The sequence below is a fragment of the Pseudoneobacillus rhizosphaerae genome (genome assembly GCF_917563885.1).
GTDB lineage: Bacteria > Bacillota > Bacilli > Bacillales > Cytobacillaceae > Pseudoneobacillus > Pseudoneobacillus rhizosphaerae.
Genome location: NZ_CAKJTG010000041.1, coordinates 1 through 24,057, shown reverse-complemented (window position 1 = coordinate 24,057; position 24,057 = coordinate 1). Strand labels below are relative to the sequence as shown.

Here is a 24,057-nt window from a genome sequence, read left to right as displayed (position 1 = left end):
ATATTATAATACGAAACGGATGAAGGCAAAATTAAAAATGAGTCCGGTACAATACCGAACTCATTTTGAGCAAGCTGCCTAATGAAATAACCGTGTCTAACTTTTAGGGGTCACTTCATTATTCCCTGCTTTTTTCATGCTAATATGCCTCTAACCTAACATTCTCATCAACAAGTAATGTAGCTTCAGTCGAATTCACAACATCCTCTACATTAAATCCTTGTGCCACTTCTACTAGCTTTAGGCCTTTACCTGTTACATCCATTACAGCTCTTTCCGTAATAATCCGATTGACAACACTTTTACCTGTTAAAGGCAATGTGCATTCCTTTAAGATTTTTGACTCTCCAGCTTTATTTACATGATCCATGATGACAATGATTTTTCTAGCTCCGTGGACGAGGTCCATGGCGCCACCCATTCCTTTAATCATTTTCCCAGGAATCATCCAATTTGCTAAATCGCCTTTTTCGGATACTTCCATTCCCCCAAGAATAGCAATGTCCACATGTCCGCCACGTATCATTGCGAAGGATTCCGCACTATCAAAATATGCTGATCCAGGAATGGCTGTAACCGTTTCTTTACCCGCATTAATTAAATCTGCATCAACTTCTTCTTCTCCTGGATATGGTCCTATTCCTAGTAGACCGTTTTCAGATTGAAGAACGACTTGTTTATTTTCTGAAATAAAATTTGCCACTAGCGTCGGCATCCCAATGCCTAAGTTTACGTAAAAGCCATTTTCGATCTCTTGTTCTGCTCTTTTTGCAATCTTCTCACGATTATTCATTAGGTTTCTCTCCTTCCCACAATAGCTTATTTCCGAACCGTCAAGCGCTCAATTCGCTTTTCTTGTTTACCTTCGATAATGGTTTGAACATAAATACTAGGTGTGTGGATGCTGTTGGGATCTAAATCACCAATTTCAAGTAATTCCTCTACCTCAGCAATTGTTACCTTGCCTGCAGCAGCAATCATCGGATTAAAATTCCGAGCTGTTTTATGGTAAACGAGATTCCCCATTTTATCGCCTTTCCATGCACGAACAAGACTGAAATCAGCTATTAATGCTTCTTCAAGTAAATATTCTTTACCATTAAACACTCTTATTTCTTTTCCATCTGCGATCGGCGTCCCTACTCCTGCTGGTGTGTAAAACGCTGGAATCCCCGCTCCACCAGCACGGATTTTTTCCGCTAAAGAGCCCTGTGGGAGTAGTTCGACTTCTAATTCCCCTGAAAGCACTTGTCTTTCAAATTCTTTATTTTCACCAACATAAGAGCCGATCATTTTCTTAATTTGTCTATTTTTTAAAAGTAAACCCAGTCCCCAATCATCTATCCCACAGTTGTTGGAGATAACGGTTAAATCTTTTACTCCTTTTTCAACTAGCGCTAATATAAGGTTTTCCGGGATTCCACAAAGTCCAAATCCCCCTACCATCAAGATAGCGCCATCTTGTATGTCAGCTACTGCCTCACTAAAAGATTGACCAATTTTCTTCAAGGTTCTCTCCCCTTTCTAGATTTTTAAGCTAGCTCAACAATCGTTGCAACCCCTTGCCCACCACCGATACAAAGAGTAGCTAAGCCTTTTTTTGCATTACGCTTTTTCATTTCATGTATTAACGTAACAAGGATTCTTGCCCCACTTGCTCCAATTGGATGTCCTAGAGCAATCGCTCCGCCATTGACATTTAGAATTTCATTGTTGAATTGAAGGTCTTTGCCAACTGCTAACGATTGAGCCGCAAAGGCTTCATTTGCTTCGATTAACTCAATATCTGCAAGTGAAGTTCCCGATTTTTCTAATGCCTTTTTCACAGCTGAAACAGGTCCGATACCCATAATGCTTGGGTCCACCCCTGCACTCGCATTGGCTTTAATTGTAACCAACGGCGTTAAGCCCAATTCTTCTGCTTTAGCCTTGCTCATAACAACAAGAGCTGCTGCTCCATCATTGATTCCTGAAGCATTTCCAGCCGTAACGCTTCCATCCTTTTTAAAGGCTGGGCGTAATCCAGCAAGCTTCTCAACCGTTGAACCCGACTTTGGATATTCGTCTTGAGCAAAAATAATTGGGTCACCTTTACGCTGCGGAATGACAACTGGAACAATCTCGTCTACAAACTTTCCTTCAGCGATGGCTTTAGCTGCTTTTTCTTGACTCCATGCGGAGAATTGATCTTGCTCATCTCTTGTTAACTCATACTTATCACAAAGGTTTTCAGCCGTAATCCCCATGTGATAATCATTAAACGCACACGTTAAACCATCAGAAACCATCGTATCGATAAGCTTTTGATCACCCATTTTAAAACCATCACGTGCATTTTTTAAGATGTAAGGTGCTTGGCTCATGTTCTCCATCCCACCAGCTACCACAATTTCTGCATCCCCAGCTAATATAGCTTGTGTCGCAAGATGGACTGCTTTTAAACCAGAGCCACATACTTTATTTATGGTCATTGAGGAAGCGCTTTCAGGGATTCCTGCTTTAATGGCAGCCTGTCTTGCTGGATTTTGTCCTAAGCCAGCCTGAAGTACATTCCCCATAATAATTTCATCTACTTGATCAGGATTCACACCAGCTTGTTCCAATGCACCTTTAATCACAACTGCCCCAAGCTCTGTTGCAGAGATATTTTTTAAGCTCCCACTAAAACTTCCTATTGCTGTACGAACCGCACTTACTATTACAACTTCAGTTTGTGTCATTTTTATCTCCCTTTCCTATCTGTGTTCACCTATTAATAGTTCTAGTGAAATAGCAAAATTCCTTTTATTTTGTCAAAATTTCTAAAATTGTTGCATTTTGAAAATTCTTCACATTACAATAAATATATGAGATTAGGAGGGAAAATCATGCAATTAAACTTACCGAAAAAAGTGACCATCATCGAAGTTGGTCCTAGAGATGGCTTACAAAATGAGAAATCATTCATTCCGACTGATATAAAAAAACAATTTATTAACTCTTTAAAAAAAGCTGGTATTAAGGAAATGGAGATCACATCGTTTGTTTCGCCAAAGTGGGTGCCACAAATGAGTGATGCGGCTGAAATTGTTGCGGATTGTCTTGATAACCAAACGCTAAACATCGTCCTTGCTCCAAATCAAAAAGGCGTTGACCGAGTACTGGAATCTGATTGTAAGGCTGTAGCGGTGTTTGTTGGGGTCAGCAATACGTTTAATAAAAAAAACATTAATAAAACAACGACTGAAAGCTTAGATGAACTTAAACCTATTATCCAACATTTGAAGAAGCAACAATTTTTCGTGCGTGCTTGTATTTCTACTTCCTTTTATTGTCCATATGAAGGAAAAGTAAATGAAAGTGAAGTGATTAAGCTTTGTTCCGAATTTGTAGCTGCAGGCGTTGATGAATTAAGTGTTGCCGATACGATCGGAATGGCAACACCTGATGAGTCTTACTCCCTTTTTTCTAAATTAAAAGCAGCATTTCCAAATATATTGCTGACAGCTCATTTCCATGATACAAGAAAGTTGGCATTAACGAATATTTTTGCAGCCCTACAAGCTGGGATAGATCGTTTTGATACTTCCGCTGGGGGATTAGGCGGCTGTCCGTTTGCACCTGGTGCTACAGGAAACGTAGCAACGGAAGATGTCGTTTATCTGCTTGAGCGAATGGGAATTGAAACTGGAATTGATTTAGAAAAATTGCTTCTTGCGGTGGATATTATATCGCCATTACTTTCCAGAAAGATAGAAAGTACTTATTACCGTCTCCAACATGTATAACCCGAGTGCTCTTAATCCATCTTAATAATGAACATGATGGAAGGGAGTCGATTTTTTATGAGTCAAAAACGCGACAAAGGTTATAGTCAAAAAGGTAAGCCCAATGCAAATACTGGTAAACGCTTAATTTCGGCCGAAGAATTAGAATTAGCCATCCATCCGACAAAACGACAGAACTCTCCTCAGTGATTTATGTTTTTCTGACCACTCAAAGCCGCAATTTATTTGCGGCTTTTTCTAATCTACAGTGTTAAAATATAGGTAATTATTCCTTTTAAGGGGGTCTTTTGTTGCGAAAGCTCATTCGTACTTTTATTTCTTTATTGGCCATTTTTTCAGCTATAGGAGCCTTAGGAATTTATTTTTCTAATCGACTTATGTATATCAAAAAGAAGGAAGAAGATATGATTCTTGAACGTGAAAAGTCGGCTGGACGGTTTAAACCGTTAGATTTTGAAAAGCTACCGAAACGCGAAATAGTTATTCAATCTCCCTTTGGATATGGGATTAAAGCCGTGCTAGCTGAACCTCATCGTACCAATGCCTATGTCGTCATTTGTCATGGTGTAACAGAGAATAAAACGAACTCGATTAAATATATGAATTTGTTTTTAAATCGCGGATTTAATGTATTAATCTACGACCACCGTCGTCATGGTGAGTCGGGTGGGAAAACAACTAGCTATGGCCATTATGAAAAATTTGATTTGAAAGCTGTAGTGGATTGGTTACGTGAAGATGTTGGTCCTCTTTTGCAGCTCGGTATTCATGGAGAGTCTATGGGTGCTGCTACGATGCTGCTTTATGCTGGAATGATTGAAGATGGGGCTAATTTCTATATTGCTGATTGTCCTTTTTCAAATTTCAAAGAGCAATTAGCTTACCGCTTAAAAACCGAAATGAAGCTTCCACCGAAGGTATTCCTTCCGTTAGGAGATGCCTTTTTACGAATTCGGGATCGTTATTCTATTAACGAAGTCTCTCCAATAGCAGTTATTCAAAATATAAAAAAACCAATTTTATTTATCCATAGCAAGAAGGACGATTACATTTTACCTTCCATGACAATGGACTTATTTGATAAAAAGTTAGGTCCAAAGAAACTCTATTTGGCAGATTATGGTGTTCACGCACAGTCGTTAAACGAGAATAGAGATGGTTATGAACGGGCTATTGATGAGTTTTTAGCGGAATACTTCTTTACCGAGGATACAGCTTTTATATAGTTTTTCAAAATTAGAGAGCGAACCTTAAGGTTCGCTCTCATTTTATTAATTCTTCTAAATCGGACCAACTTGTTAAGCGTGACGTTTTTACATGCTTGTTATAGGAGTTATCAATCGCAAATACTTTTAATGGCAACTCCAACAATGTCTCCAGAACAGCTGGTTTATCATCGAAGTAGTAATCCAACTTCAAGTCTTGGATAATTTTTATCTTTTCTTCGTCCTTCATTCCACAGTAAAATTTCTCTTCATCTACCGGAAAACCATTTTTGATTAACCATTCCTTTGTTCTATCTCCATACTGCTTATCTCTAGCGGTAATATAATAAATCTCATGTCCTGCTTTTACTAAACTATTCAAAACCTCTACAGCATGTGGAAATGGAGGGCATTCCGTGAAATAAATTTCCTCAGCGAGACTATTCCAAAGCTGACCACCTTCTTTAGCTGTCAATCCAAATGGTTCATGAATCTCAAGTGTTTTTAAACCATGAAAATGCTCAAGGTCAATTTGTTTGTTTAACTTTTGATTATACAGATGAAAGGCATGCTGTCTTAATTGAATTAACGTATCATCGATATCAAATCCAAATTTCAAAATATACCCTCCACATTTTTAATTGTCCTTATATTTGGGATATGCGGTAATTAATAAATCTTCACCAAAATTCTCGACCGAATGGATCGTAACGTCTAACGCTTCATCCATCGATTCAACATTATCTCCTGTAAATGGAGTTAGCGAATCTCTACCACCTAATATTTTGGGAGCAACATATATAGAAAATTTATTAATGAGCCCTGCTCTTAAGAAGGATCCGTTTATTTCACTTCCACCTTCAACCAAAAGATCCGTAACACCTTTTTCGTACAACTTATTCATTAACACAGATAAGTCGAGGCCAGAATCAGTTACCGGGACATATATAAACTCCACACCTTTTTCTTCTAAGGCTTTAATCTTCTCTGCTACATCATTTTCTTCTGCTGTAACTATCCATGTTTTCGCCTCAGAACAATCTGTTATTTTGGCTTCCATTGGCATTCTCAATGTAGTATCTAATACAATTCGAATTGGATTTTTTCCACCTGTTTCTAATCTAGTCGTTAGCATTGGGTCATCAGCCTTTACGGTTCCAATTCCTACTAAAATGGCATCAACTTCATTTCGCAACAAATGAACGTTATGACGTGACTCTTCACCTGTAATCCATTTCGAGTGACCGTTGTAAGCAGCAATTTTCCCATCTAATGTCATTGCCACTTTTGAAATCACAAAAGGTGTACGATTCACCATGTTGTGAACAAATCTCTCATTTAACAGTCTTGCCTCTTTTTCTAAGACACCAACTTCTACTTCAATACCCGCTTCTCGCAAAATTCCTATTCCTCGTCCGGCCACTTGAGGGTTTGGGTCCTGCACGGCTACTACAACACGAGCCACCTTGGATTCCTTCACTAAATTTGCACATGGAGGAGTTTTACCAAAATGGGAACAAGGTTCAAGGGTAACATATAATGTCGCACCTTCCGCATGTTCACCTGCCATCCGAAAAGCATGGACCTCAGCATGTGGTTCTCCAGCTTTTCGGTGTAGTCCTGAACCCACAATTACCCCATCCTTAACTAGGATGGCCCCTACTACTGGATTTGGATTTGTTCTACCTTTTGCACTTGCCGCTAAGTCTAAGGCCATCTTCATATAATAGTGATCCTTATTCATACCTTTTAGCTCCTTAAACTGACATTCTTTGTTGCAATGGAATATGACCTGACTTTTGAACCTTTGTCGCTAAATAATGGCTATTATGATCGGATAAATCACCCCATAATGAGATATGATCATCTGCTGTTAACCCATGATTTCTTAATGCTTCGAGTTTTTTCGGGTTATTAGTTATTAACGTCACTGGTTTTTGTCGTAGTTCCTTTAATATTCTAATTGCTATTTCATAAGAGCGTATATCATCAGGGAAACCTAAAGCATGGTTTGCTTCTACCGTATCATAACCTTCTTGCTGAAGAAGATACGCTAATGATTTTGAAAATAATCCAATTCCTCTTCCTTCGTGATCCGCAAGATAAAAAATTGCACCACATCCGTTCTCTACCACCATTTTCATAGATTGGCGTAATTGGAATCCGCAATCACAGCGCTTACTACCAAATATATCGCCTGTATGACAAATACTATGCATGCGAATAAATGCGTTATCCGATTGTTTAAAGTCGCCATAGACCAATACTGATGACTGTTGTAAGGAAGCAAGATTAGCTTGATTTAGTGAATTTAATAAATCCTCTTTAGATAACTCTCTTTCTAGTTCCAACCAAGAATACCACTGAAACGTAATCGTTTGATCCCCCAGTTGAACCGGTAAATTGACTGGCCCAACTAAACAAAGGTCGTTTTTGTTTTCTTGCTTTATGATTGTCATTTTATCTTTTAATATGTTTTTCACATCATTTGTAATCATATTTTCACCTATTCTTATCGAATTATTATTAGTTACTTTATGTAAGTAAGTATATGTTTGTAATCAATTTATGTCAAGTAAATTACACGATTGTAGTTGAAACCTAATTATAATAAATTTTCCTAATTCTACGAGGTTTCTTTATTCGTTTCCTAGGGATAAACGCTTATTTTGTTTTATCCCAAAAGCTCATTCTTCCGTTAATAATCTGATTCGGACTTTTTAGCTGAAAACAATTAAATGTTTCTGTAAAATCAATCTTCATTTGCTCATCAAAGAAAACTGCTTTTGATTTTTCGATATAGATAGGCCTTCCATCCGTCTGTAATGCCTCATCATCGTCATCTAGTTCACTGACAAACCAAAGTGCTGCTATGCCGCTTACGACACAGCCACAGCCTTCGGTATCATACTTTAATTTTAAAAATCCTTTTTTATCAGAAATTTTTTCATTTATTTTTTGTGCTGCTTTTTCAGTTATTTTAATTTCCATGTTTATCCTCTCCATCCTTCGTACAATTATTTTAGCACAAGTTTTCTTATTACTTGGAATAAAGGGCTTTTGATTGCTTTTTTTGTATTTCTCTTTTACCATAAGTGGAGAATTATAACAAATCATGAGGGGTGTTCAATTTGACTAAGGTTCAAATTAAAGTAAATGATAATGGCTCGTTTCGTGTTACAGGTGATGTTGAATTAATTGATGGGGAAGGCAATGTATTTGAAGCTAAACCGGCTTTTTCACTTTGTCGCTGTGGCCTATCAAAAAAGAAGCCTTATTGCGATGGTTCTCATAAAGGTCACTTTGAGTCCGTTGTAAGGGTTGAACAAGTAGAATAAGTGTAAAGCGGTTTCCATAATGGAGGACCGCTTTATTCTTTTAATTGAACATCCGCAATATCCTCGAGCGATATCCGATGAATAGCTTCAAAATGGTCGATGATATGAAGCTTATGCGTGAATTCATCCCAATAATGAATTTGACCAATAACAAGTTCATACTTTCGATTCCGATAGTGGGTAATCATCAAGGATTGGTGCTCTTCCATTGCACTTGCTAAAAGGCTGTTCATTTCCTCTAGTTTCTGTTCATCAATCTCCCTTTGTTGCTCGAAAGTATCTTCATGCGCCCAATCGCGCAGTAATTTTACGTGTTCTGGCAGCATCATCGCTGTCCATTTTATTCGTCCACGATCGCGTATCATTCCTAATCTTTCCCCCTACATTTTATGGCCACCAACTAGCTTTGAGCGGTGCTTCGCTGTTCCAGCAGCGGTATACGATACAGCCCTTAGCAAAGAACCCGAACCATAGCGCCTCCGAATGGAATCTACGACATAGCCAAGTTCACGCCGTTTATCTGCTTTAAAATCAAACAGGTTTAATTGAAGTTGATTGTCCTCCACTAAATTGCCAATGGCCATCGAGATTTGCCGGACTGTTTTCCCCGTATAATATTCATGAAACAGCTCTAAGCAGATGCGATAAATATCCATCGTAACATTGGTAGGTTGACCAATCGTTCTCGAACGATAAAAGCCACCGCCAAACTCATCCTGGCTGTAGCCTACTCCAAAGCTAATCGTCCGCCCTGCCTTTCGATGGGTTCTCGCCCGACGCGCGACCTCTTCACACATTTCTAAAATGACATGCTTAATTTCCTCTTCCTCCTTATAATCACGCAGCAGAATCTGACTTTTTCCAAAGCTGATTTGCCCTGCCATAATTGGGGCTCCGATTTCAGAAAGGTCAATCCCCCAGGCATGGTGGTAAAGCTGATTTCCCATAATCCCAAATTTCTTTTCAAGCTTTTGCAAATCATAACGGGCCAATTGCCCAACATTAAAAATCCCCATTCCGTTTAACGTTTTTTCCACTTGTCTCCCAATTCCCCACATTTCCCGTAATGGTGAAATCGGCCAAAGTTTGTTTTGAACATCCTTATACGTCCATTCGGCTATCCCCTTTTTTTTCGCTTCTAAATCAAGGCAAAGCTTTGACAATAGCATATTGGGACCAATGCCAATCGCACACGGAAGCTGAAATTCACGCTCGATATCATTCTTCATTTTCCGAGCAATTGTCGTCGCATCGCCCCAAATATTTGTTGCCCCATCGACCTTTACAAAGCTTTCATCGACACTGTACGTATGGATGGCTTCCTTTGGGACATACCGGTGAAAAACCCGAGTGATTTCCGTAGAAATACGCAAATAGGTTGCCATTTTCGGTTCTAGCAGGTGAATACGCGGATCTTTTGGTATTTCAAACATTCGCGAACCTGTTTTAATACCGAATTCCTTTTTCATACGCGGAGAAGCAGCCAAGACGATACTCCCCTGACGATCCCTATCCCCTACTACCGCTATATAAGATTCTAACGGGTCTAAACCTTCCATCACGGCTGCACAGCTAGCATAAAAGCTTTTCATGTCAATACATAAAATTTGTTGTCTTGGCATCTCGTTGTAATCAATCATTTGCTTTTTCGCCCCTCATACCGAACGTTAGTTCTACTATTGTATCCTCATCTTACTCGAATATACGTTCGTATTCAATGGAAATTTTAGTCGTTTTTTCTTAATCGGTCGACTTTTGACAATGGAAAATGAGTGGGAACCATATATAATCAAGATGGTGAGGTGCGAAAGATGGATAAAAAATTTATTTTAAAAATGGTTAAGCATAGCTTTAAGCAATATCATCGGGATTTAGAAGTAGACCCGCTCCAGGAAAAAGAGTTTGAACAGTTATATGAACAAATCATTCTAATTAAAGAACAAACGAATGCGGATTTACATGATATCGTTAATGATGTTATTTATGAGTATTTGACTAATTAGTTTTAAAGATGGTTATTTTCATTGTTGTTCAGCTAGGAAGCCCTATTAAAGACATTCTTACTGCTCTTGAGGTGGGTTTTGTCCTTAAGAGGCTCTATTAAAGACATTCTTTACTTTCTCGAGAGAAGATTTGTCCTTAAGATAACTGATAAAGGCGTAAGAGAGATGCAGAGGAATTACGTGAGTTACTTTTACAATATCGAAAATAAAAAGTTGCCTACGAAACTTTTATGATAAATAGGACGTATATTATAGTGTATACTAATTTAAAAATGATTAGGAGTGATTCATTTGGCAAAATCAAAAGCAAAAAAAATGCGTGAGAAAATAGTTCGTGAAGGTAGAAGAAATCCTGAGGTTAGTAGAAGTCCCTTTGTTTTCGCTGATATGAGAACGAGGCAAACAAAAACAAAAAAGGATTATTTATATCGTGAAAACAAAAAGAACCATTCATCTCAAGAAGGATATGATGGTTCTTTTTATTTTCACCGATGTTCTATTTTTTTAGCACAAAATTAGCTTCACCGACACCTAAATCAGTATGAACATCAATTTTGACATCCGCGTTTTCATAGGCCTCATTTACATAAATACCATTTCCTTCAGAAATAAACCCTTTAAAATCGGCATGACCAATTCCTTTTGTGGATTTAATTCTAACACCTACATCTGATGGTAAAATGATGGTTGATTGTCCAACACCCATTTTCAAGTCTACATCAAAACTTTCCTGCCAATCACCACTTAAATCAACAGTCACATTTCCTACACCTGTATTAACGTTTAATTTTTCAAGCTGAAGCCCTTGTAAATTAAGTGTTGTATCAGAGGCCCCCGTATTCACTTCAAGCTCCATAGGAACATCATTGGAGAGCTCGAGATCCCACTCATTTTTTACACTTCCAATATTAATACCTGAGAAATCTTTTTTGGATTGCTCAATAACAACTTTACCTTTATCCCCTGAACGCTTATAGCTTACCTTTGGCTTGAGGTCATCGACGTTGTATTGAATTTCACCTTCAACCCAATCCTTTGCACCTTCAGATACATTTAACTTCCCTGCTCCAACATTCAAGGTGATATCTAATTGTTTAGCTTTATCTTTTTCAATCTGAATGCTTGAATCCTGCACTTTTCCAAGGACAATTGAGCTACATCCAGCTACCCACAATAAATTAGCTGCAATCAGTAAACCAACGACAATATTCTTTTTCATCTTCATTCCTCCTGTTATTCTTAACTTACATTCATTGTAAAGAAATAACGGAAATGTCATAAACGGCTCTAGAATGAACTTCAGCTAAGACCTGCGCCTTAGATGGCATCTTCTATTTCATTAGCTAAAAAAGTTTTCACTAAAATAAAAAAGCCTTAAAGCCTGGTTAAAGGCTATTCAAGGCTAATATTTTTCGTATCATAATTGTATTGGAAATGGAGTGGCTCTTCCTCGGGAAACACCCGGATTTCCAAACGAAAATGGCTGTTATCTAAAAAATCACTGTTTAGGATTATAATCGGTTTCCCATACTGTTTCTCTGCGAATTGAACAATGGCTCTAACTGCTTCTTCAGCTTTTGTGCTATCATCTTTCGTCATGACAATGACCTTATCCGCACCTGCTTGAGCGGGATATGATTCTGCCACCATTCCATCAAACTCAATCTTTACTTGTTTACCTACTTTTAAATTGGAATGCTCTAACTGTTCACCAGTATCTGAAACAACTTTTGCATCGGTAATCGAAAAATAAATATCTCCTACTAATAATCGATTATTTTCAAATGCAGCAATATATCCACCAGCGAAAAACAGCATCCCAACTACTAAAATCAACCATTTGAGAAATTTCATTGATTTCACCCTCTTACAACAATTGACGAAGGTAAGCAGCGAGAAGTTACTTATTTTTGATTAAATGCTTTACGTCCGATTCGCTCGAATGCCCTTGGGAATAAGGTATAAAAGACACTCCCAAGACTCATCCAACGAGGAAGATTAATTTCCCTTGTTTTCGTAAGCATCGCGTCAACAACCTTACCGGCAACAAATTCCGGCTGAAGCATGAATTTTTGTACATTTTTCACATAGGTACCTTTTTCGTCGGCAATATTAAAAAAGTTTGTCGCAATTGGTCCTGGGTTTACGGTTGTCACAAATACATGATGATTAGCTAGCTCCATTCGAAGGCTATTGGAATATCCAAGAACTGCATGCTTTGTAGCAGAATAAACACTAGATTTCGGAGTGGCGATTTTTCCAGCTTGTGAAGCAATATTGATAATATGACCAAAGCGATGCTCACGCATTTTAGGGAGTACCATACTCGTGCATGCCATTAGACCGATCACATTGACTTCAAACATCGATTTCACTTCTGTAATGGTTGCTTCATGTGCTTCTCTAAAAACACCAAAACCTGCATTATTGACTAAAACATCAACCGTACCCATTTCTTCAAAAATAAGCTGAAATATCTGGTTGATTTCATCGGTATTTGAAACATCTAACTTATGAATAAACACTTGAATGGAGTAACGGTCTTCGAGCTCTTGTTTCAACTTTTCAAGCTTGTCGACACTTCTAGCCAGAAGAGAAAGATTAGCCCCTCTAGTTGCACAAAGTTTGGCAATCTCAGCTCCTATTCCACCAGAAGCTCCTGTTATGACTATATTTTTCCCTTGTAAGGATTGCATTTCCTTCACCTCAAACCGCTATGAAAGCGAATGTATTATTTTTCTTTATTTTATCAATTTCCCCTAATGACATTAAATAATCCAACTGACCAACTGTCTCAGAAATAGTCAAAGACAGCTCTTTTTCATATACGGTAGGAAACAGAAGTTTGCAAATCTCAAACACAGAAAGAGGCTCTATTGAAATAAATTCTTTTACCGACATAGCTCTTTCATGCTGCCTTTTCAGTCTTTTTTCAATCAATTCAGGAAGGTCATAAACCTCTTCCCCATGACCAGTGTAGATTTTTCGAATTGAATAATTCAATAATTTTTTCAATGAATGATTGTATTGAAGGAGTGGTTTTGGTCGTTCAGAATCTTTATTGATGGGAGGCTCTAATAAAGGATTAGGGGAGATATGTGCAAGGACATGATCACCTCCAATTAATAGTCCATCCTTTTCCCTGAACAAGACAATATGACTTTGTGCGTGACCTGGGGTTTCAATAATTTCCCATTCTTCCAGACTAGGGATTATACTTCCTTCCTGTATGGACGAAGTTAAAGAGCGATTGCATGAATATTTTAGCGGCTTCTTTAATTGGCCAATAAACGGAAAATACTCTTCTGGTATTCCAAACTCAATAAACAGATTTTGGTAAAATTCATCATGCTCTTTAAAAAATGTATCCGTTCGTTGTAGCCAACGTTGACATAACGAATGTCCGTAAACAGGTATAGTTTCAGGGAGAAAATCGAGTAACCCTACATGGTCAGGATGATGATGGGTGAGTACGACTTGCTCAATATCATTTGGAGTTAAACCTAAACTATGTAATTGTTGTTGTAGCGCTTCCCAAGCTTCCTCTGTTTTCACCCCACAATCTACTAGGGTAAGACGATTCGTTTTAATCAAGTACGCATTAACATCCCCAACTTTAAAAGGAGTAGGTAATGTTAATTTAGCAATTCCGTTAATCCATTGAGTCATTGCAGAATCCCCTTATTATTATTTTTCTATAAAATATATGGATTTACTAAAAAAAGCGGAAGCGCCTTGATCAGCCCCGACAAGCATAAGACGCTCCAGACAAGAAGGCGCGCCTTATGGCCTTCTTGTCTGGAGTGGCTTATGACCTCGAGGGGCTAGGCGCTGGAGCTGGCCAGTTTCATAGAAAAGATTATTGCATTAGATTTATTAATTAGTTTACCTATTTTTGTATAGGTTGTCATTATTTTCGCATAACTTACTTTTGGTAAATTCGCAAAATTCAAAATAAAACACTTGACAGACAAGCCCTTTTCCCCTCATAATCACAACTAATATTTAATTATAGTAAGCCTTGACTAAGAACAGTAGATGGAAAATGACGAAAGAGAGTGAAACCCAGCGGCTGAAAGGCTTCACCGTCCCCTTGACCATCGAACCTACCTTAAGAGCTTGTTAGGCAAACCTAACCGTATACCGGCGTTATCGGTTTGAGCTGCATCGTTCTATTAGGATTAATCTGATCTTTAGGCGATGAATTAAAGGTGGCACCGCGGAGGCAAAGACCTTTCGTCCTTTTTATGGATGAAGGGTCTTTTTGTATTTATTCAAGGTTTTGAAGGTTTGACAAATACTATGAACCAGGAGGAGATTTGAATGAGAAAAATAACAATAATTGGTGCTGGTTCTATGTCTGAAGCCTTGATTTCAGGTATGATTGCTAATCAATTTATTGAAACTAAAAGTTTGTGGGTAACAAACAGAAGTAACCGTTCAAGATTAGCTACTCTTCAACAAAAATACCAAGTTTCAACCTCATATGATATCGAAGAGCTTCTGAATGGAGCAGACATGGTCATTTTGGCAATTAAGCCAAAGGATGCTGGTGCAGCAATGGAAAATATTAAATCACATCTATCCAAAAAGACTTTATTAGTATCAGTTCTGGCGGGGATCTCAATTCAAACGCTTGAAGAGCTTTCAAATAGCCATTTAGCGATTGTTAGAGCAATGCCTAACACCTCAGCCACAATTGGAAAGTCGGCAACAGCACTAGCCAACAATAACAACTCCACAAAAGAACAAATAGAGCTAGTAGATAAAATGTTTAAAACTATTGGTTTAACCAGATTCATTGAGGAAGAGCACCTTGATGCGGTTACAGGCTTATCTGGAAGTGGCCCAGCCTATTTCTATTACCTTGTCGAAGCAATGGAGAAAAGCGCTATTGAAATTGGCCTTGATCCAAAGCTTGCAAAAGAGCTTATCATACAAACTTTACTCGGAACAGCCGAAATGCTTAACGTATCCCAGAAACCCTCCCATCAACTGCGCCGTGAAGTTACAAGCCCTGGCGGTACAACCGAAGCTGGAATCCGTATACTCGAACAACACCAAGTCCAAGAAGCCTTCATCCAATGTATCATCCAAGCAACCAACCAATCCAAAAAACTTGGAAGCGCACTAAAAAACAAACTTACTTCGACACTTTAAAGGAGTGGGGGACAGTCCCGCACTACTGTAAAGTACTAAAGAGTAACTTCATTTTCGCTATTACTTACTTGTTGATATATAATAGTACTGAAATTTAGCAAAGCGAAATAAGGAGGTATTTTCGTGGTAGATCGAAAGCTGTTTTCTCCCTTTACGATAAAGAATGTTACTTTAAAAAACCGTATTGTAATGGCCCCAATGTGTATGTATTCTAGTCATACAGAGGATGGCAAAGTAGCAAACTGGCATTATACCCATTATGTTAGTCGTGCAGTTGGTCAAGTAGGTTTAATCATTTTAGAAGCAACAGCCGTTACAGCTCAAGGTAGAATTTCACCTCAAGATTTAGGTATTTGGAGTGATGAACATATTGAGGGCCTATCAAAGCTCGTTCAACTAATGAAAGAGCACGGGGCTGCTACCGGAATTCAAATTGCTCACGCTGGTCGGAAAGCAGTTATTGATGGTGAGATTATTGCCCCTTCCTCCCTTCCCTTCAATGAAAAGATGAAAACACCAAAAGAAATGAGTATCGATGATATAAGCAAAACGATTGAAGCTTTCAAATTAGGAGCGGAAAGAGCGAAAAAAGCTGGTTTTGACGTGATTGAAATTCATGGTGCGCATGGATATTTAATTAATGAATTCCTTTCACCACTATCTAATAAGCGAAATGATGAATATGGTGGATCGTCTGAAAAACGCTACCGTTTCCTTCGCGAAGTTATTGATGCTATAAAAACAGTTTGGGACGGACCTCTTTTGGTTCGTGTTTCTGCCCATGACTACCATGAAGATGGATTAACACCAGATGATTATGTTACATACAGTAGCTATATGAAAGAACAAGGAGTTGACCTAATAGATGTAAGTTCAGGAGCAGTTGTTCCTGCTGCTATTCATGCCTATCCAGGTTATCAAGTCAAATTTGCAGAAAAGATTAAAGAAGAAGCACAAATTTCAACAGGTGCTGTTGGCTTAATCACAACAGGAATTCAAGCAGAGGAAATTTTGCAAAATGAACGCGCCGATCTTATATTACTTGCAAGAGAGCTATTAAGAGATCCTTATTGGCCACGAACAGCCGCAAAAGAACTTGGTGTTAAAATCGAAGGACCAAAACAATATGAGCGTGGCTGGTAATATGGTGAAGTAATAATAAAAGACTCTAATCCCTTTGGATTGGAGTCTTTTCACTAAGGATGATGCGAAATCCAAGCACTCAAACTCGATCATCCCAAATCCGTTTCAACATCGCTTTTTCATCGCCCACAATGATCTCAAACACATCTGGATTGGTCATTTCCATTAAATCATCAAATCCAAAGCTTTCGTTAAAATAGCGAATTAATAAGGTTGTCAAGTTGCCATGACTCACTAAAATAATATGATCATTGCTAGAAGCTAACACCTCTTCTATAATAGACACGGCCCGTTTCATTCCAGCAGAATGGGATTCGCCACCCTCTAGCTCTAAATCAAAATCGTCAAAGCTTTGTTTTAATTTTTCTTGCCAATCCTCCAGCAAAATCCCACTCAGCACCCGCTCACTTAAACGATCATCTTTCTCAACCTTCAAGCCTTTAAAATCTGCTAGCGGTTGAATGGTGTCTATCGCTCTCTTAAACGGACTTGAATAGATTTTTCCGATTGGTTTCGTTGCGAAAAAATCTACTAACTTAGCAGCTTGTTCTACACCCTTCTCCGTTAAAGCCGCTGAAAACTCCTGTCCCCCAGCCTTTGCATGGCGAACAAAGTAAATCGTTTTCAAAAATTATCTCCCCTTTTATATGTTATACTCTTTAAAATCATCTACTACTTCCGAATTTGGAAAAATCTCTTTTGCCTCTAGCTCCAAAACATGTGCAGCATCACGATCATACCTCGAACTAATATGGGTCAAATAGAGCTTTTTCACTTCGGCTTGAACAGCTACTTCTGCTGCCTGCCCAGTCGTAGAATGAAAATAATCGTAAGCTAACTGATTTTCATTTTGTGCAAAAGTGGCTTCATGAACAAGTGTATCCGCATCCTTAGCTAAAAAAAGGGCATTTTCACATTTTCTTGTATCTCCTAAAATTGTTACAATCTTACCTTTTTGTGGGTCACCTAAAAATTCAGACGCTTCTACGACCTCCCCACTATCCAAAACAACAGGCTCACCATTTTTAATTTTACGATATATAGGACCTGGTTGAATTCCCTTCTCTTGTAGCTTTTCTGCCAATAAAGTCCCTGGTTTGTCCTTTTCAACAATCCGATAGCCATAGGAAGGAATTCCGTGCTCTAAGAGACGAGCCTCAACTAGAAACTGTTCATCCTCAAATATAACTCCCGATTCTATTTCAACTATTTTAAGCGGATATTTTAAATAAGTTTGACTAACTTCTAAACTTATTCGGATAAAATCCTCTAAACCTTTAGGACCGTAAACGATTAATTCTGTTTCTCCACCTTGAAAGGATCGGCTAGATAAAAGGCCTGGTAAGCCGTATATATGATCGCCATGTAAATGAGTAATGAAAATTTTTTCTAAACGACGAGGTTTAATTGATGTATGTAAAATTTGATGCTGTGTTGCTTCCCCACAATCAAACAGCCAAATGGTGCCTCTTTCCTCTAAAAGCTTAAGAGCGATTGAAGTAACATTTCGATGTTTAGCAGGAATTCCGGCACCAGTTCCTAAAAAGAACAGCTTCAAAATAAACATCTCCTTCTTAAATATCACAAGGAATCCGAAACATAATTTAAATGGATTCTTCGCACCTACTATATCATATTTTCGCTTAATCATGCCTGCTGCATACTGATGGAGGAATATTTCCAATTTAAACGGATAGTCTTCCTTGCTTCATCGAAGACTAGGGTAGAAGTTTTTATTTGCACTATCATCTAATGAACGCTATCATTTAATATTTGGATAGACTTTTTTTATTTATTACATAAAAGTGAGGCTCAAAATAGTGAAACATTCAGAACAACCAACAGCATTGATTATGATTTTTGGAGCTACAGGGGATTTAGCTAATCGAAAACTGTTTCCCTCTCTTTATCAATTGTTTATTAAAGGAAAGCTTTCAAAGCACTTCGCTGTGGTTGGGATTGCAAGGAGATCTCTCTCCACGGAACAATTTCAAGCGAATGTAAAGGAATCCATCACTACATTTCTTGGTAAACGTGAAGATATTGATGAATTCATTTCCCATTTTTACTATCAATCTCATGATATTGCCGATCCAAGTTCTTATGCTGAACTTAAGAAATTAGCTCATGAACTGGATCAGCAGTACAGTCTAGAAGGTAACCGTATTTTCTATTTAGCAATGGCCCCTGAGTTTTTTGGAACAATTGCTGAACACCTAAAATCAGATGGCTTGACAGAAGTGACTGGTTTTAAACGGTTAGTAATTGAAAAGCCTTTTGGTCACAATGTAGAATCAGCAAAAACTCTTAACAATCAAATTCGGACCGCCTTTTCTGAGGATGAAATTTACCGAATTGACCACTACTTAGGTAAGGCAATGGTACAAAACATTGAGGCCATTCGGTTTGCGAATGCCATTTTCGAACCACTATGGAATAATCGTTATATCTCGAATATTCAAATCTCCTCAAGTGAAACACTCGGTGTTGAAGAACGTGGTCGCTATTATGAGAAAAGTGGTGCACTAAGAGATATGGTGCAAAATCATATGCTGCAAATGGTTGCGTTACTAGCGATGGAACCACCAATTCGATTAACCACAGATGAAATTCGTTCTGAAAAGGTAAAAGCATTACGAGCCATGCGACCTTTAGAAGGCGATGAAGTAAAGCAAAATTTTGTTCGTGGCCAATATGGACAGGGTATTATAAACAATGATCCAGTACCAGGTTATCGTGAAGAACAGATGGTTGAGCCAAATTCTAATACAGAAACGTTCGTATCTGGAAAGCTCCTGATTGATAACTTCCGATGGGCTGGGGTACCTTTTTACATTCGTACAGGTAAACGTATGACCACTAAGTCAACAAAAATAGTCGTGCAGTTTAAAGATATTCCCATGAATCTATATTATAAAACCGATCAAACCTTAAATCCTAATCTTCTTGTTATCCACATTCAACCCGAAGAAGGTATTACACTTTACTTAAACGCTAAAAAAGCTGGTTCAAAAATGGATGCTACCCCTATCAAGTTAAACTTTGCAAATGTAGGTGTTGATGCCATGAATACACCGGAAGCATACGAAAAACTTCTTTATGATTGTATGCGTGGTGATGCTACAAACTTTACCCATTGGGATGAGGTAGCTCTTTCTTGGAGCTTTGTTGATAAAATCTCACAAGTATGGGAGAACGAAAAAGAAGAAAGCTTTCCAAACTATGAATCCGGATCCACTGGACCAAAAGCTTCAGATGAGTTGCTAGAAAAGGACGGCTTTTTCTGGTGGCCAATCTCGATTTTAGAAGTAGATAAATGCTAAATATATGAGGGGGGAAATCCAATGAAAATTATTGATATTACGGCACCAATTTTTGAAGGAATGCCAGTTTATAAAAATAAACCTGAAAAACAACCACAAATCTCAACGGTTACAAATGCTCACGTTACAGAGTCGCGAATTAGCTTAGACGTTCACTCGGGAACACATGTCGATGCTCCCCTACACATGATGAATGAAGGAAAAACGATAGAAACACTCCCGATTGAAAGATTGGTTCGTCCATGCAAGGTGCTGGATTTAACAGAGGTAAATGAAAAAATTACAAAGCATGACATCGACGCATTAGGGATTGAAGCAGAGGACTTTGTTCTATTTAAAACGAAAAATTCCTTCGATGAAGAATTTAATTTTGAGTTTATTTATGTAGCCGAGGACGCTGCCCAATATTTAGCAGAGATCGGTATTAGTGGCGTTGGTATCGATGCTCTTGGAATTGAACGTGCCCAAGAAGGTCATCCTACACACCGTGCTTTAATGGGTAAAGACATTATTATTATTGAAGGTTTACAATTAAAAGAGGTTGCTGCTGGGGAATACTTTATGGTGGCAGCTCCATTAAAACTACAGGGAGTCGATGCGGCACCTGCAAGAATCCTTTTAATTGAAGGTTTACCTTCTTAATCTATAGGGGAGGATAAAACATTTATAATGTTTTGTCCTCCCCTTTATTTTGTATCCAGCTGCAGCGCCTAGCCCCTCGAGGCGCATCCGCTTTTATTGTAAAAAATCCCGATTAAAACTAGTAAAAGTCCCAGCCTGATTTTTTTGAATTTCCTTTTCACTAGCTTGTTCAATAATATTTTTGCCGAACTTTTCTTTTAACCTGGCTACGGTTTGGATGAGCGGCTCTTTTTTTGCTTCTTTTTCATACGAAAACAAATCAAGCTGCTTCACAGCATGCTCGTGATCCGTTAAATCAGTAGAAGTTATTCCTAGTAGACGAATAGGATCACCGTTCCAATGTTTTAAAAATAACCTCTTCGCATACGAAAAAATTTCTTCTTTCAGGAAAAACGGATTCTCTACCTTCTTACTCCTCGTTATCGTTTTTCGGTCTTTAAATCGAATAGTAATTCCAATGGTTGTGGCGACAACCTTTTTTCGTTTCATACGAACAGAAACTGTTTCTGCAAGATGATCCAAAACCCTAAATAGTTCCTGTTGATTCGTTGTGTCTTTAGGTAATGTTGTCGAATTCCCGATGGATTTAAAATCCGAAACAGAATCAGGGTCTACAAGTCTTGTATCGACACCGTTTGCACGTTCTTTTATACGTATTCCATTTATACCTAGCAAAACCTTTAATTGTACTTCATTAGCCTTGGCTAAATCACCAACGGTTTCGATACCTATCGATTGTAATTTTTCGGCAGTCTTCTTACCTACACCATGCATTTCATGAGTAGCTAGTGGCCATAGTACATTTGGGACATCTCTTTTACGTAGGATTGTGATGCCCATTGGCTTTTTCATATCTGAAGCCATTTTAGCTAAAAATTTATTAGGTGCTATACCTATACTACACGGTAAATCTAACTGTTCAATTAACCGTTTTTGGATAGTCTCTGCAATTTCTAATGGACTTCCTAAATGATAGCTATCGGTAATATCAACATATCCTTCATCAATGGAAACGGGTTCAACTAAATCTGAATATTGTCTCAATATTTCAAACATCGCTAATGAAGACGCTCGGTAGCGGTCAAAATTGGGCTTCATCAAAATTAACTTAGGACAAAGTTTTTTTGCCTCCCAAATAGGCATTGTTGTTTTCACACCGTACTTCCTTGCTTCATAACTACACGTGATAATAATCCCCCGGCGCTCCTCAACATTTCCAGCAATTGCAAGTGGCTTTCCCTTTAAAGTAGAATCATAAGCCATTTCAACCGATGCATAAAAGCTATTCATATCAACATGCAAAATGACCCTTCCTTTTTTAGGGTAAAACTCCCTCATACTATCCACGTCCTCACAATCATCTCTACATCATTTTATCATATAAATTATTTAGTATTAAAAAGTTAGAAGTGGAAAAATTCAGAAAAAAATACTATTATAAAACTAGTCACAGTTTTATAATAGTATTGTTAGGTTTACGAAATATTAGCTAGACGAAAAAATGGAGGTTTTGGAATGAGTAAAACGGCAGAAAAACGATATGTAAGGTCAGAAGTACCGGAACATTTAACTTGGAATCTTAATGACCTATTCCCTACCTTTGAAGCCTGGGAAGCAGAATTAACATCTATTGAAACAGACCTTTCTTCCGTAACACAATACAAGGGTCGCCTTCAGGAAGGGGCTAACAGCTTTTACAACTGCTTACTTGCTCAAGAAAAACTTCAGCAACGATTAGTTCTTGTTAGTGCATATTCTAGTTTACGACAAACAGAGGACGGTACAAATCCTGTCAACCAGGCAAACTCCTCTAGATTCGCTGCATTAATGACTAAAGCAAATGCCTCTCTGGCCTTTGTTTCATCAGAGATCCTTACACTACCAGAAGGTACAGTTGAAGCATACATAAATGAAGTGCAGGAGTTAGAACCATTCCGAAAAAACTTAATGGAAATACTAGATTCAAGAAAACATAAACTTTCACCAGAAACAGAATTAGCTTTAGCATCCCTTGGAGAAGTACATGGTGCACCTTATAAAATCTATGAAATGAGTAAATCTGCCGATATGCAGTTCGCTTCGTTTTTAGACGAAGAAGGTAATGAGCTTCCGAATTCATTTGCTCTTTTTGAAGATCGTTATGAATTTTCACCTAATACATTTGTTCGTAGAAAAGCATATGAATCTTTCGTTTCAACTTTAAAACAATATAAAAATACTTATGCAACCGTATATGCTACAGAGGTAAAAAAACAAGTTGCATTAGCTCGTCTTAGAAACTATGAATCTGTTACACATATGCTATTAGATCCACAGCAAGTAACAGTTGAAATGTACAATAATCAACTTGATATCATTTTAAAAGAGCTTGCGCCACACATGAGAAGATTTGCTGAATTAAAGAAACAAGTACTTGGGCTTGATAAAATGACATTTTGTGATTTAAAAGCACCATTAGATCCTGATTTCAACCCGAGTACAACCTATGAAGAAGCAAGTAAAGTAATTCTCGAATCCTTACAAGTAATGGGCCCTGAATATTGCGACATCATGGAAAAAGGACTTACTGAAAGATGGGTAGACTTAGCTGACAATGTTGGTAAAGCGACAGGTGCGTTTTGCTTAAGTCCATATGGAGCACATCCATATATATTAATTACTTGGACAGATACAATGCGTGGAGCTTTTGTTTTGACTCATGAACTTGGTCATGCAGGACATTTCTATCTTGCAAACAAAAATCAACGTGTATTCAATACAAGACCATCAACTTATTTTGTGGAAGCACCTTCTACAATGAACGAACTTTTATTAGGTCAACATTTATTAAAAAATACAACAGATCCACAAATGAAGCGTTGGGTTATCCTTCAATTACTAGGTACGTATTATCATAATTTCGTTACTCACCTTCTTGAGGGTGAATACCAACGCCGTGTTTACACTCTTGCAGAGCAAGGAAAGCCTTTAACAGCTACGACTTTATGTGAAACCAAAGCAGATGTACTGAAAACCTTCTGGGGTGATTCAGTAGAAATCGATGAAGGTGCTAGCTTAACTTGGATGCGCCAACCTCATTACTATATGGGATTATATCCTTATACGTATTCAGCAGGGTTAACTGCATCAACGGCTGTAGCCCAAATGATTCAAGAAGAAGGTCAGCCAGTTGTCGACCGTTGGTTAGAAGTTCTAAAAGCTGGTGGAACAATGAAACCAAATGATCTAATGAAGCATGCAGGTGTAGATATGTCCCAACCTGAGCCAATTAAAAAAGCTGTTTCTTTTGTTGGTTCATTAGTGGATGAACTTGAACAATCATATTAATCAATAAAGCATAAGAAAAAGCATCGGTTTTGAACTGCACCCCAATTGTTAGACACTATCTAACAGTTGGAGGTGCAGTTTTTTGTATGTCAAAATATCCAAGTGATATTAAATTAAATATTATTCAAAGCTATAACCCAAAAGTGTTT

At 38.0% G+C, this 24,057-nt stretch carries 28 protein-coding genes; 12 read left to right on the top strand and 16 right to left on the bottom strand.

The window, feature by feature from the left end:
* Positions 1-82 (top strand): IS3 family transposase (locus LRP83_RS21820; protein ID WP_151536060.1); only part of this gene is annotated, 82 nt, incomplete at its 5' end.
* Positions 83-139: 57 nt separating this feature from the next.
* On the opposite strand, the gene LRP83_RS21815 is transcribed toward LRP83_RS21820, so the two are convergent.
* The 3 genes from LRP83_RS21815 to LRP83_RS21805 are packed head-to-tail and all read right to left on the bottom strand — an operon-like array spanning position 140 to position 2,720.
* Positions 140-793: a 3-oxoacid CoA-transferase subunit B gene (locus LRP83_RS21815; RefSeq protein ID WP_230498944.1), complete on the bottom strand. Its 654-nt coding sequence runs from the start codon at positions 791-793 to the stop codon at positions 140-142.
* Positions 794-819: 26 nt separating this feature from the next.
* Entirely contained in the window at positions 820-1,509 is a 690-nt protein-coding gene (locus LRP83_RS21810) for a CoA transferase subunit A (RefSeq protein WP_230498943.1), read from the bottom strand.
* Between the two features lie 23 nt (positions 1,510-1,532).
* The gene (locus tag LRP83_RS21805; protein ID WP_230498942.1) at positions 1,533-2,720 is read right to left on the bottom strand and encodes an acetyl-CoA C-acetyltransferase; all 1,188 of its coding nucleotides are present in this window, start codon (positions 2,718-2,720) and stop codon (positions 1,533-1,535) included.
* A 147-nt stretch (positions 2,721-2,867) separates the two neighbouring features.
* Here LRP83_RS21805 and LRP83_RS21800 point away from each other — a divergent pair, with 147 nt between their 5' ends.
* The 3 genes from LRP83_RS21800 (at position 2,868) to LRP83_RS21795 (ending at position 4,993) form a co-directional block, all read left to right on the top strand.
* Positions 2,868-3,767, top strand: a complete 900-nt coding sequence (locus LRP83_RS21800) for a hydroxymethylglutaryl-CoA lyase (RefSeq protein ID WP_230498941.1) — start codon at positions 2,868-2,870, stop codon at positions 3,765-3,767.
* Positions 3,768-3,824: 57 nt separating this feature from the next.
* Positions 3,825-3,956, top strand: coding sequence for a hypothetical protein (locus LRP83_RS23270; protein WP_290369606.1), 132 nt, complete (start codon positions 3,825-3,827; stop codon positions 3,954-3,956).
* Between the two features lie 101 nt (positions 3,957-4,057).
* Positions 4,058-4,993 carry an alpha/beta hydrolase gene (locus LRP83_RS21795; RefSeq protein WP_230498940.1) on the top strand — a complete coding sequence of 312 codons (936 nt, stop codon included), beginning with the start codon at positions 4,058-4,060 and terminating at the stop codon, positions 4,991-4,993.
* A gap of 37 nt (positions 4,994-5,030) precedes the next feature.
* Here LRP83_RS21795 and LRP83_RS21790 read toward each other — a convergent pair whose 3' ends face one another.
* From LRP83_RS21790 to LRP83_RS21775, 4 genes are all read right to left on the bottom strand, one after another.
* Entirely contained in the window at positions 5,031-5,591 is a 561-nt protein-coding gene (locus tag LRP83_RS21790) for a 5' nucleotidase, NT5C type (protein WP_230498939.1), read from the bottom strand.
* Between the two features lie 18 nt (positions 5,592-5,609).
* Positions 5,610-6,716 carry a bifunctional diaminohydroxyphosphoribosylaminopyrimidine deaminase/5-amino-6-(5-phosphoribosylamino)uracil reductase RibD gene (gene ribD, locus LRP83_RS21785; RefSeq protein ID WP_230498938.1) on the bottom strand — a complete coding sequence of 369 codons (1,107 nt, stop codon included), beginning with the start codon at positions 6,714-6,716 and terminating at the stop codon, positions 5,610-5,612.
* A 13-nt stretch (positions 6,717-6,729) separates the two neighbouring features.
* Complete coding sequence (locus tag LRP83_RS21780; protein WP_230498937.1) at positions 6,730-7,470, bottom strand: GTP cyclohydrolase II; 741 nt, start codon at positions 7,468-7,470, stop codon at positions 6,730-6,732.
* Positions 7,471-7,636: 166 nt separating this feature from the next.
* Complete coding sequence (locus LRP83_RS21775; RefSeq protein WP_230498936.1) at positions 7,637-7,963, bottom strand: iron-sulfur cluster biosynthesis family protein; 327 nt, start codon at positions 7,961-7,963, stop codon at positions 7,637-7,639.
* Between the two features lie 140 nt (positions 7,964-8,103).
* On the opposite strand from LRP83_RS21775, the gene LRP83_RS21770 reads away from it, so the two are divergent.
* Entirely contained in the window at positions 8,104-8,310 is a 207-nt protein-coding gene (locus LRP83_RS21770; protein WP_230498935.1) for a CDGSH iron-sulfur domain-containing protein, read from the top strand.
* 32 nt (positions 8,311-8,342) lie between these two features.
* On the opposite strand, the gene LRP83_RS21765 is transcribed toward LRP83_RS21770, so the two are convergent.
* Positions 8,343-8,675: a YolD-like family protein gene (locus LRP83_RS21765; protein WP_230498934.1), complete on the bottom strand. Its 333-nt coding sequence runs from the start codon at positions 8,673-8,675 to the stop codon at positions 8,343-8,345.
* A gap of 15 nt (positions 8,676-8,690) precedes the next feature.
* Entirely contained in the window at positions 8,691-9,950 is a 1,260-nt protein-coding gene (locus LRP83_RS21760) for a Y-family DNA polymerase (protein WP_230498933.1), read from the bottom strand.
* 171 nt (positions 9,951-10,121) lie between these two features.
* On the opposite strand from LRP83_RS21760, the gene LRP83_RS21755 reads away from it, so the two are divergent.
* Both LRP83_RS21755 and brfA read left to right on the top strand, forming a co-directional pair.
* On the top strand, positions 10,122-10,313 hold the full coding sequence (locus LRP83_RS21755) for a YqzH family protein (RefSeq protein ID WP_230498932.1): 192 nt from the start codon (positions 10,122-10,124) through the stop codon (positions 10,311-10,313).
* A 291-nt stretch (positions 10,314-10,604) separates the two neighbouring features.
* Positions 10,605-10,832 (top strand): ribosome rescue factor BrfA, encoded by a 228-nt coding sequence (gene brfA / locus LRP83_RS21750; protein WP_230498931.1) that lies wholly within the window; start codon positions 10,605-10,607, stop codon positions 10,830-10,832.
* On the opposite strand, the gene LRP83_RS21745 is transcribed toward brfA, so the two are convergent.
* From LRP83_RS21745 to LRP83_RS21730, 4 genes are all read right to left on the bottom strand, one after another.
* Positions 10,810-11,532 carry a toast rack family protein gene (locus tag LRP83_RS21745; protein ID WP_230498930.1) on the bottom strand — a complete coding sequence of 241 codons (723 nt, stop codon included), beginning with the start codon at positions 11,530-11,532 and terminating at the stop codon, positions 10,810-10,812. The genes brfA and LRP83_RS21745 overlap by 23 nt on opposite strands.
* 173 nt (positions 11,533-11,705) lie before the next feature.
* The gene (locus LRP83_RS21740; RefSeq protein ID WP_230498929.1) at positions 11,706-12,167 is read right to left on the bottom strand and encodes a DUF3221 domain-containing protein; all 462 of its coding nucleotides are present in this window, start codon (positions 12,165-12,167) and stop codon (positions 11,706-11,708) included.
* Positions 12,168-12,217: 50 nt separating this feature from the next.
* Positions 12,218-13,009, bottom strand: a complete 792-nt coding sequence (locus tag LRP83_RS21735) for an SDR family NAD(P)-dependent oxidoreductase (protein ID WP_230498928.1) — start codon at positions 13,007-13,009, stop codon at positions 12,218-12,220.
* 10 nt (positions 13,010-13,019) lie between these two features.
* Positions 13,020-13,982, bottom strand: coding sequence for an MBL fold metallo-hydrolase (locus tag LRP83_RS21730; protein ID WP_230498927.1), 963 nt, complete (start codon positions 13,980-13,982; stop codon positions 13,020-13,022).
* A gap of 654 nt (positions 13,983-14,636) precedes the next feature.
* Here LRP83_RS21730 and proC point away from each other — a divergent pair.
* Both proC and namA read left to right on the top strand, forming a co-directional pair.
* Complete coding sequence (gene proC, locus LRP83_RS21725; protein WP_230498926.1) at positions 14,637-15,473, top strand: pyrroline-5-carboxylate reductase; 837 nt, start codon at positions 14,637-14,639, stop codon at positions 15,471-15,473.
* Positions 15,474-15,596: 123 nt separating this feature from the next.
* Positions 15,597-16,616 carry an NADPH dehydrogenase NamA gene (gene namA / locus LRP83_RS21720; RefSeq protein ID WP_230498925.1) on the top strand — a complete coding sequence of 340 codons (1,020 nt, stop codon included), beginning with the start codon at positions 15,597-15,599 and terminating at the stop codon, positions 16,614-16,616.
* Between the two features lie 79 nt (positions 16,617-16,695).
* Here the strand turns inward: namA and LRP83_RS21715 are convergent, their stop codons facing one another.
* Positions 16,696-17,244, bottom strand: coding sequence for a histidine phosphatase family protein (locus tag LRP83_RS21715; protein WP_230498924.1), 549 nt, complete (start codon positions 17,242-17,244; stop codon positions 16,696-16,698).
* Between the two features lie 15 nt (positions 17,245-17,259).
* Positions 17,260-18,174 (bottom strand): ribonuclease Z, encoded by a 915-nt coding sequence (gene rnz, locus LRP83_RS21710; RefSeq protein WP_230498945.1) that lies wholly within the window; start codon positions 18,172-18,174, stop codon positions 17,260-17,262.
* Between the two features lie 295 nt (positions 18,175-18,469).
* Here rnz and zwf point away from each other — a divergent pair, with 295 nt between their 5' ends.
* Complete coding sequence (zwf, locus tag LRP83_RS21705) at positions 18,470-19,939, top strand: glucose-6-phosphate dehydrogenase (RefSeq protein WP_435531381.1); 1,470 nt, start codon at positions 18,470-18,472, stop codon at positions 19,937-19,939.
* A gap of 21 nt (positions 19,940-19,960) precedes the next feature.
* Positions 19,961-20,581 carry a cyclase family protein gene (locus LRP83_RS21700; RefSeq protein WP_230498922.1) on the top strand — a complete coding sequence of 207 codons (621 nt, stop codon included), beginning with the start codon at positions 19,961-19,963 and terminating at the stop codon, positions 20,579-20,581.
* Positions 20,582-20,674: 93 nt separating this feature from the next.
* On the opposite strand, the gene LRP83_RS21695 is transcribed toward LRP83_RS21700, so the two are convergent.
* Positions 20,675-21,919 (bottom strand): DNA polymerase IV, encoded by a 1,245-nt coding sequence (locus LRP83_RS21695; protein ID WP_230498921.1) that lies wholly within the window; start codon positions 21,917-21,919, stop codon positions 20,675-20,677.
* Positions 21,920-22,096: 177 nt separating this feature from the next.
* Here LRP83_RS21695 and pepF point away from each other — a divergent pair, with 177 nt between their 5' ends.
* Complete coding sequence (gene pepF, locus LRP83_RS21690; protein WP_230498920.1) at positions 22,097-23,908, top strand: oligoendopeptidase F; 1,812 nt, start codon at positions 22,097-22,099, stop codon at positions 23,906-23,908.
* The last annotated feature ends 149 nt before the right edge of the window (positions 23,909-24,057 follow it).

Excerpts from the sequence above, each read along its gene's own strand:
- pepF (WP_230498920.1), top strand. The coding sequence starts at position 22,097 with ATGAGTAAAACGGCAGAAAAACGATATGTAAGGTCAGAAGTACCGGAA.
- LRP83_RS21765 (WP_230498934.1), bottom strand. The coding sequence starts at position 8,675 with ATGATACGCGATCGTGGACGAATAAAATGGACAGCGATGATGCTGCCA.
- LRP83_RS21800 (WP_230498941.1), top strand. The coding sequence starts at position 2,868 with ATGCAATTAAACTTACCGAAAAAAGTGACCATCATCGAAGTTGGTCCT.
- LRP83_RS21740 (WP_230498929.1), bottom strand. The coding sequence starts at position 12,167 with ATGAAATTTCTCAAATGGTTGATTTTAGTAGTTGGGATGCTGTTTTTC.
- LRP83_RS21695 (WP_230498921.1), bottom strand. The coding sequence starts at position 21,919 with ATGAGGGAGTTTTACCCTAAAAAAGGAAGGGTCATTTTGCATGTTGAT.
- LRP83_RS21815 (WP_230498944.1), bottom strand. The coding sequence starts at position 793 with ATGAATAATCGTGAGAAGATTGCAAAAAGAGCAGAACAAGAGATCGAA.
- LRP83_RS21730 (WP_230498927.1), bottom strand. The coding sequence starts at position 13,982 with ATGACTCAATGGATTAACGGAATTGCTAAATTAACATTACCTACTCCT.
- proC (WP_230498926.1), top strand. The coding sequence starts at position 14,637 with ATGAGAAAAATAACAATAATTGGTGCTGGTTCTATGTCTGAAGCCTTG.
- LRP83_RS21755 (WP_230498932.1), top strand. The coding sequence starts at position 10,122 with ATGGATAAAAAATTTATTTTAAAAATGGTTAAGCATAGCTTTAAGCAA.
- LRP83_RS21780 (WP_230498937.1), bottom strand. The coding sequence starts at position 7,470 with ATGATTACAAATGATGTGAAAAACATATTAAAAGATAAAATGACAATC.
- ribD (WP_230498938.1), bottom strand. The coding sequence starts at position 6,716 with ATGAATAAGGATCACTATTATATGAAGATGGCCTTAGACTTAGCGGCA.
- LRP83_RS21775 (WP_230498936.1), bottom strand. The coding sequence starts at position 7,963 with ATGGAAATTAAAATAACTGAAAAAGCAGCACAAAAAATAAATGAAAAA.
- LRP83_RS21805 (WP_230498942.1), bottom strand. The coding sequence starts at position 2,720 with ATGACACAAACTGAAGTTGTAATAGTAAGTGCGGTTCGTACAGCAATA.
- LRP83_RS21745 (WP_230498930.1), bottom strand. The coding sequence starts at position 11,532 with ATGAAAAAGAATATTGTCGTTGGTTTACTGATTGCAGCTAATTTATTG.
- LRP83_RS21700 (WP_230498922.1), top strand. The coding sequence starts at position 19,961 with ATGAAAATTATTGATATTACGGCACCAATTTTTGAAGGAATGCCAGTT.
- zwf (WP_435531381.1), top strand. The coding sequence starts at position 18,470 with ATGATTTTTGGAGCTACAGGGGATTTAGCTAATCGAAAACTGTTTCCC.
- LRP83_RS21760 (WP_230498933.1), bottom strand. The coding sequence starts at position 9,950 with ATGATTGATTACAACGAGATGCCAAGACAACAAATTTTATGTATTGAC.
- LRP83_RS21735 (WP_230498928.1), bottom strand. The coding sequence starts at position 13,009 with ATGCAATCCTTACAAGGGAAAAATATAGTCATAACAGGAGCTTCTGGT.
- LRP83_RS23270 (WP_290369606.1), top strand. The coding sequence starts at position 3,825 with ATGAGTCAAAAACGCGACAAAGGTTATAGTCAAAAAGGTAAGCCCAAT.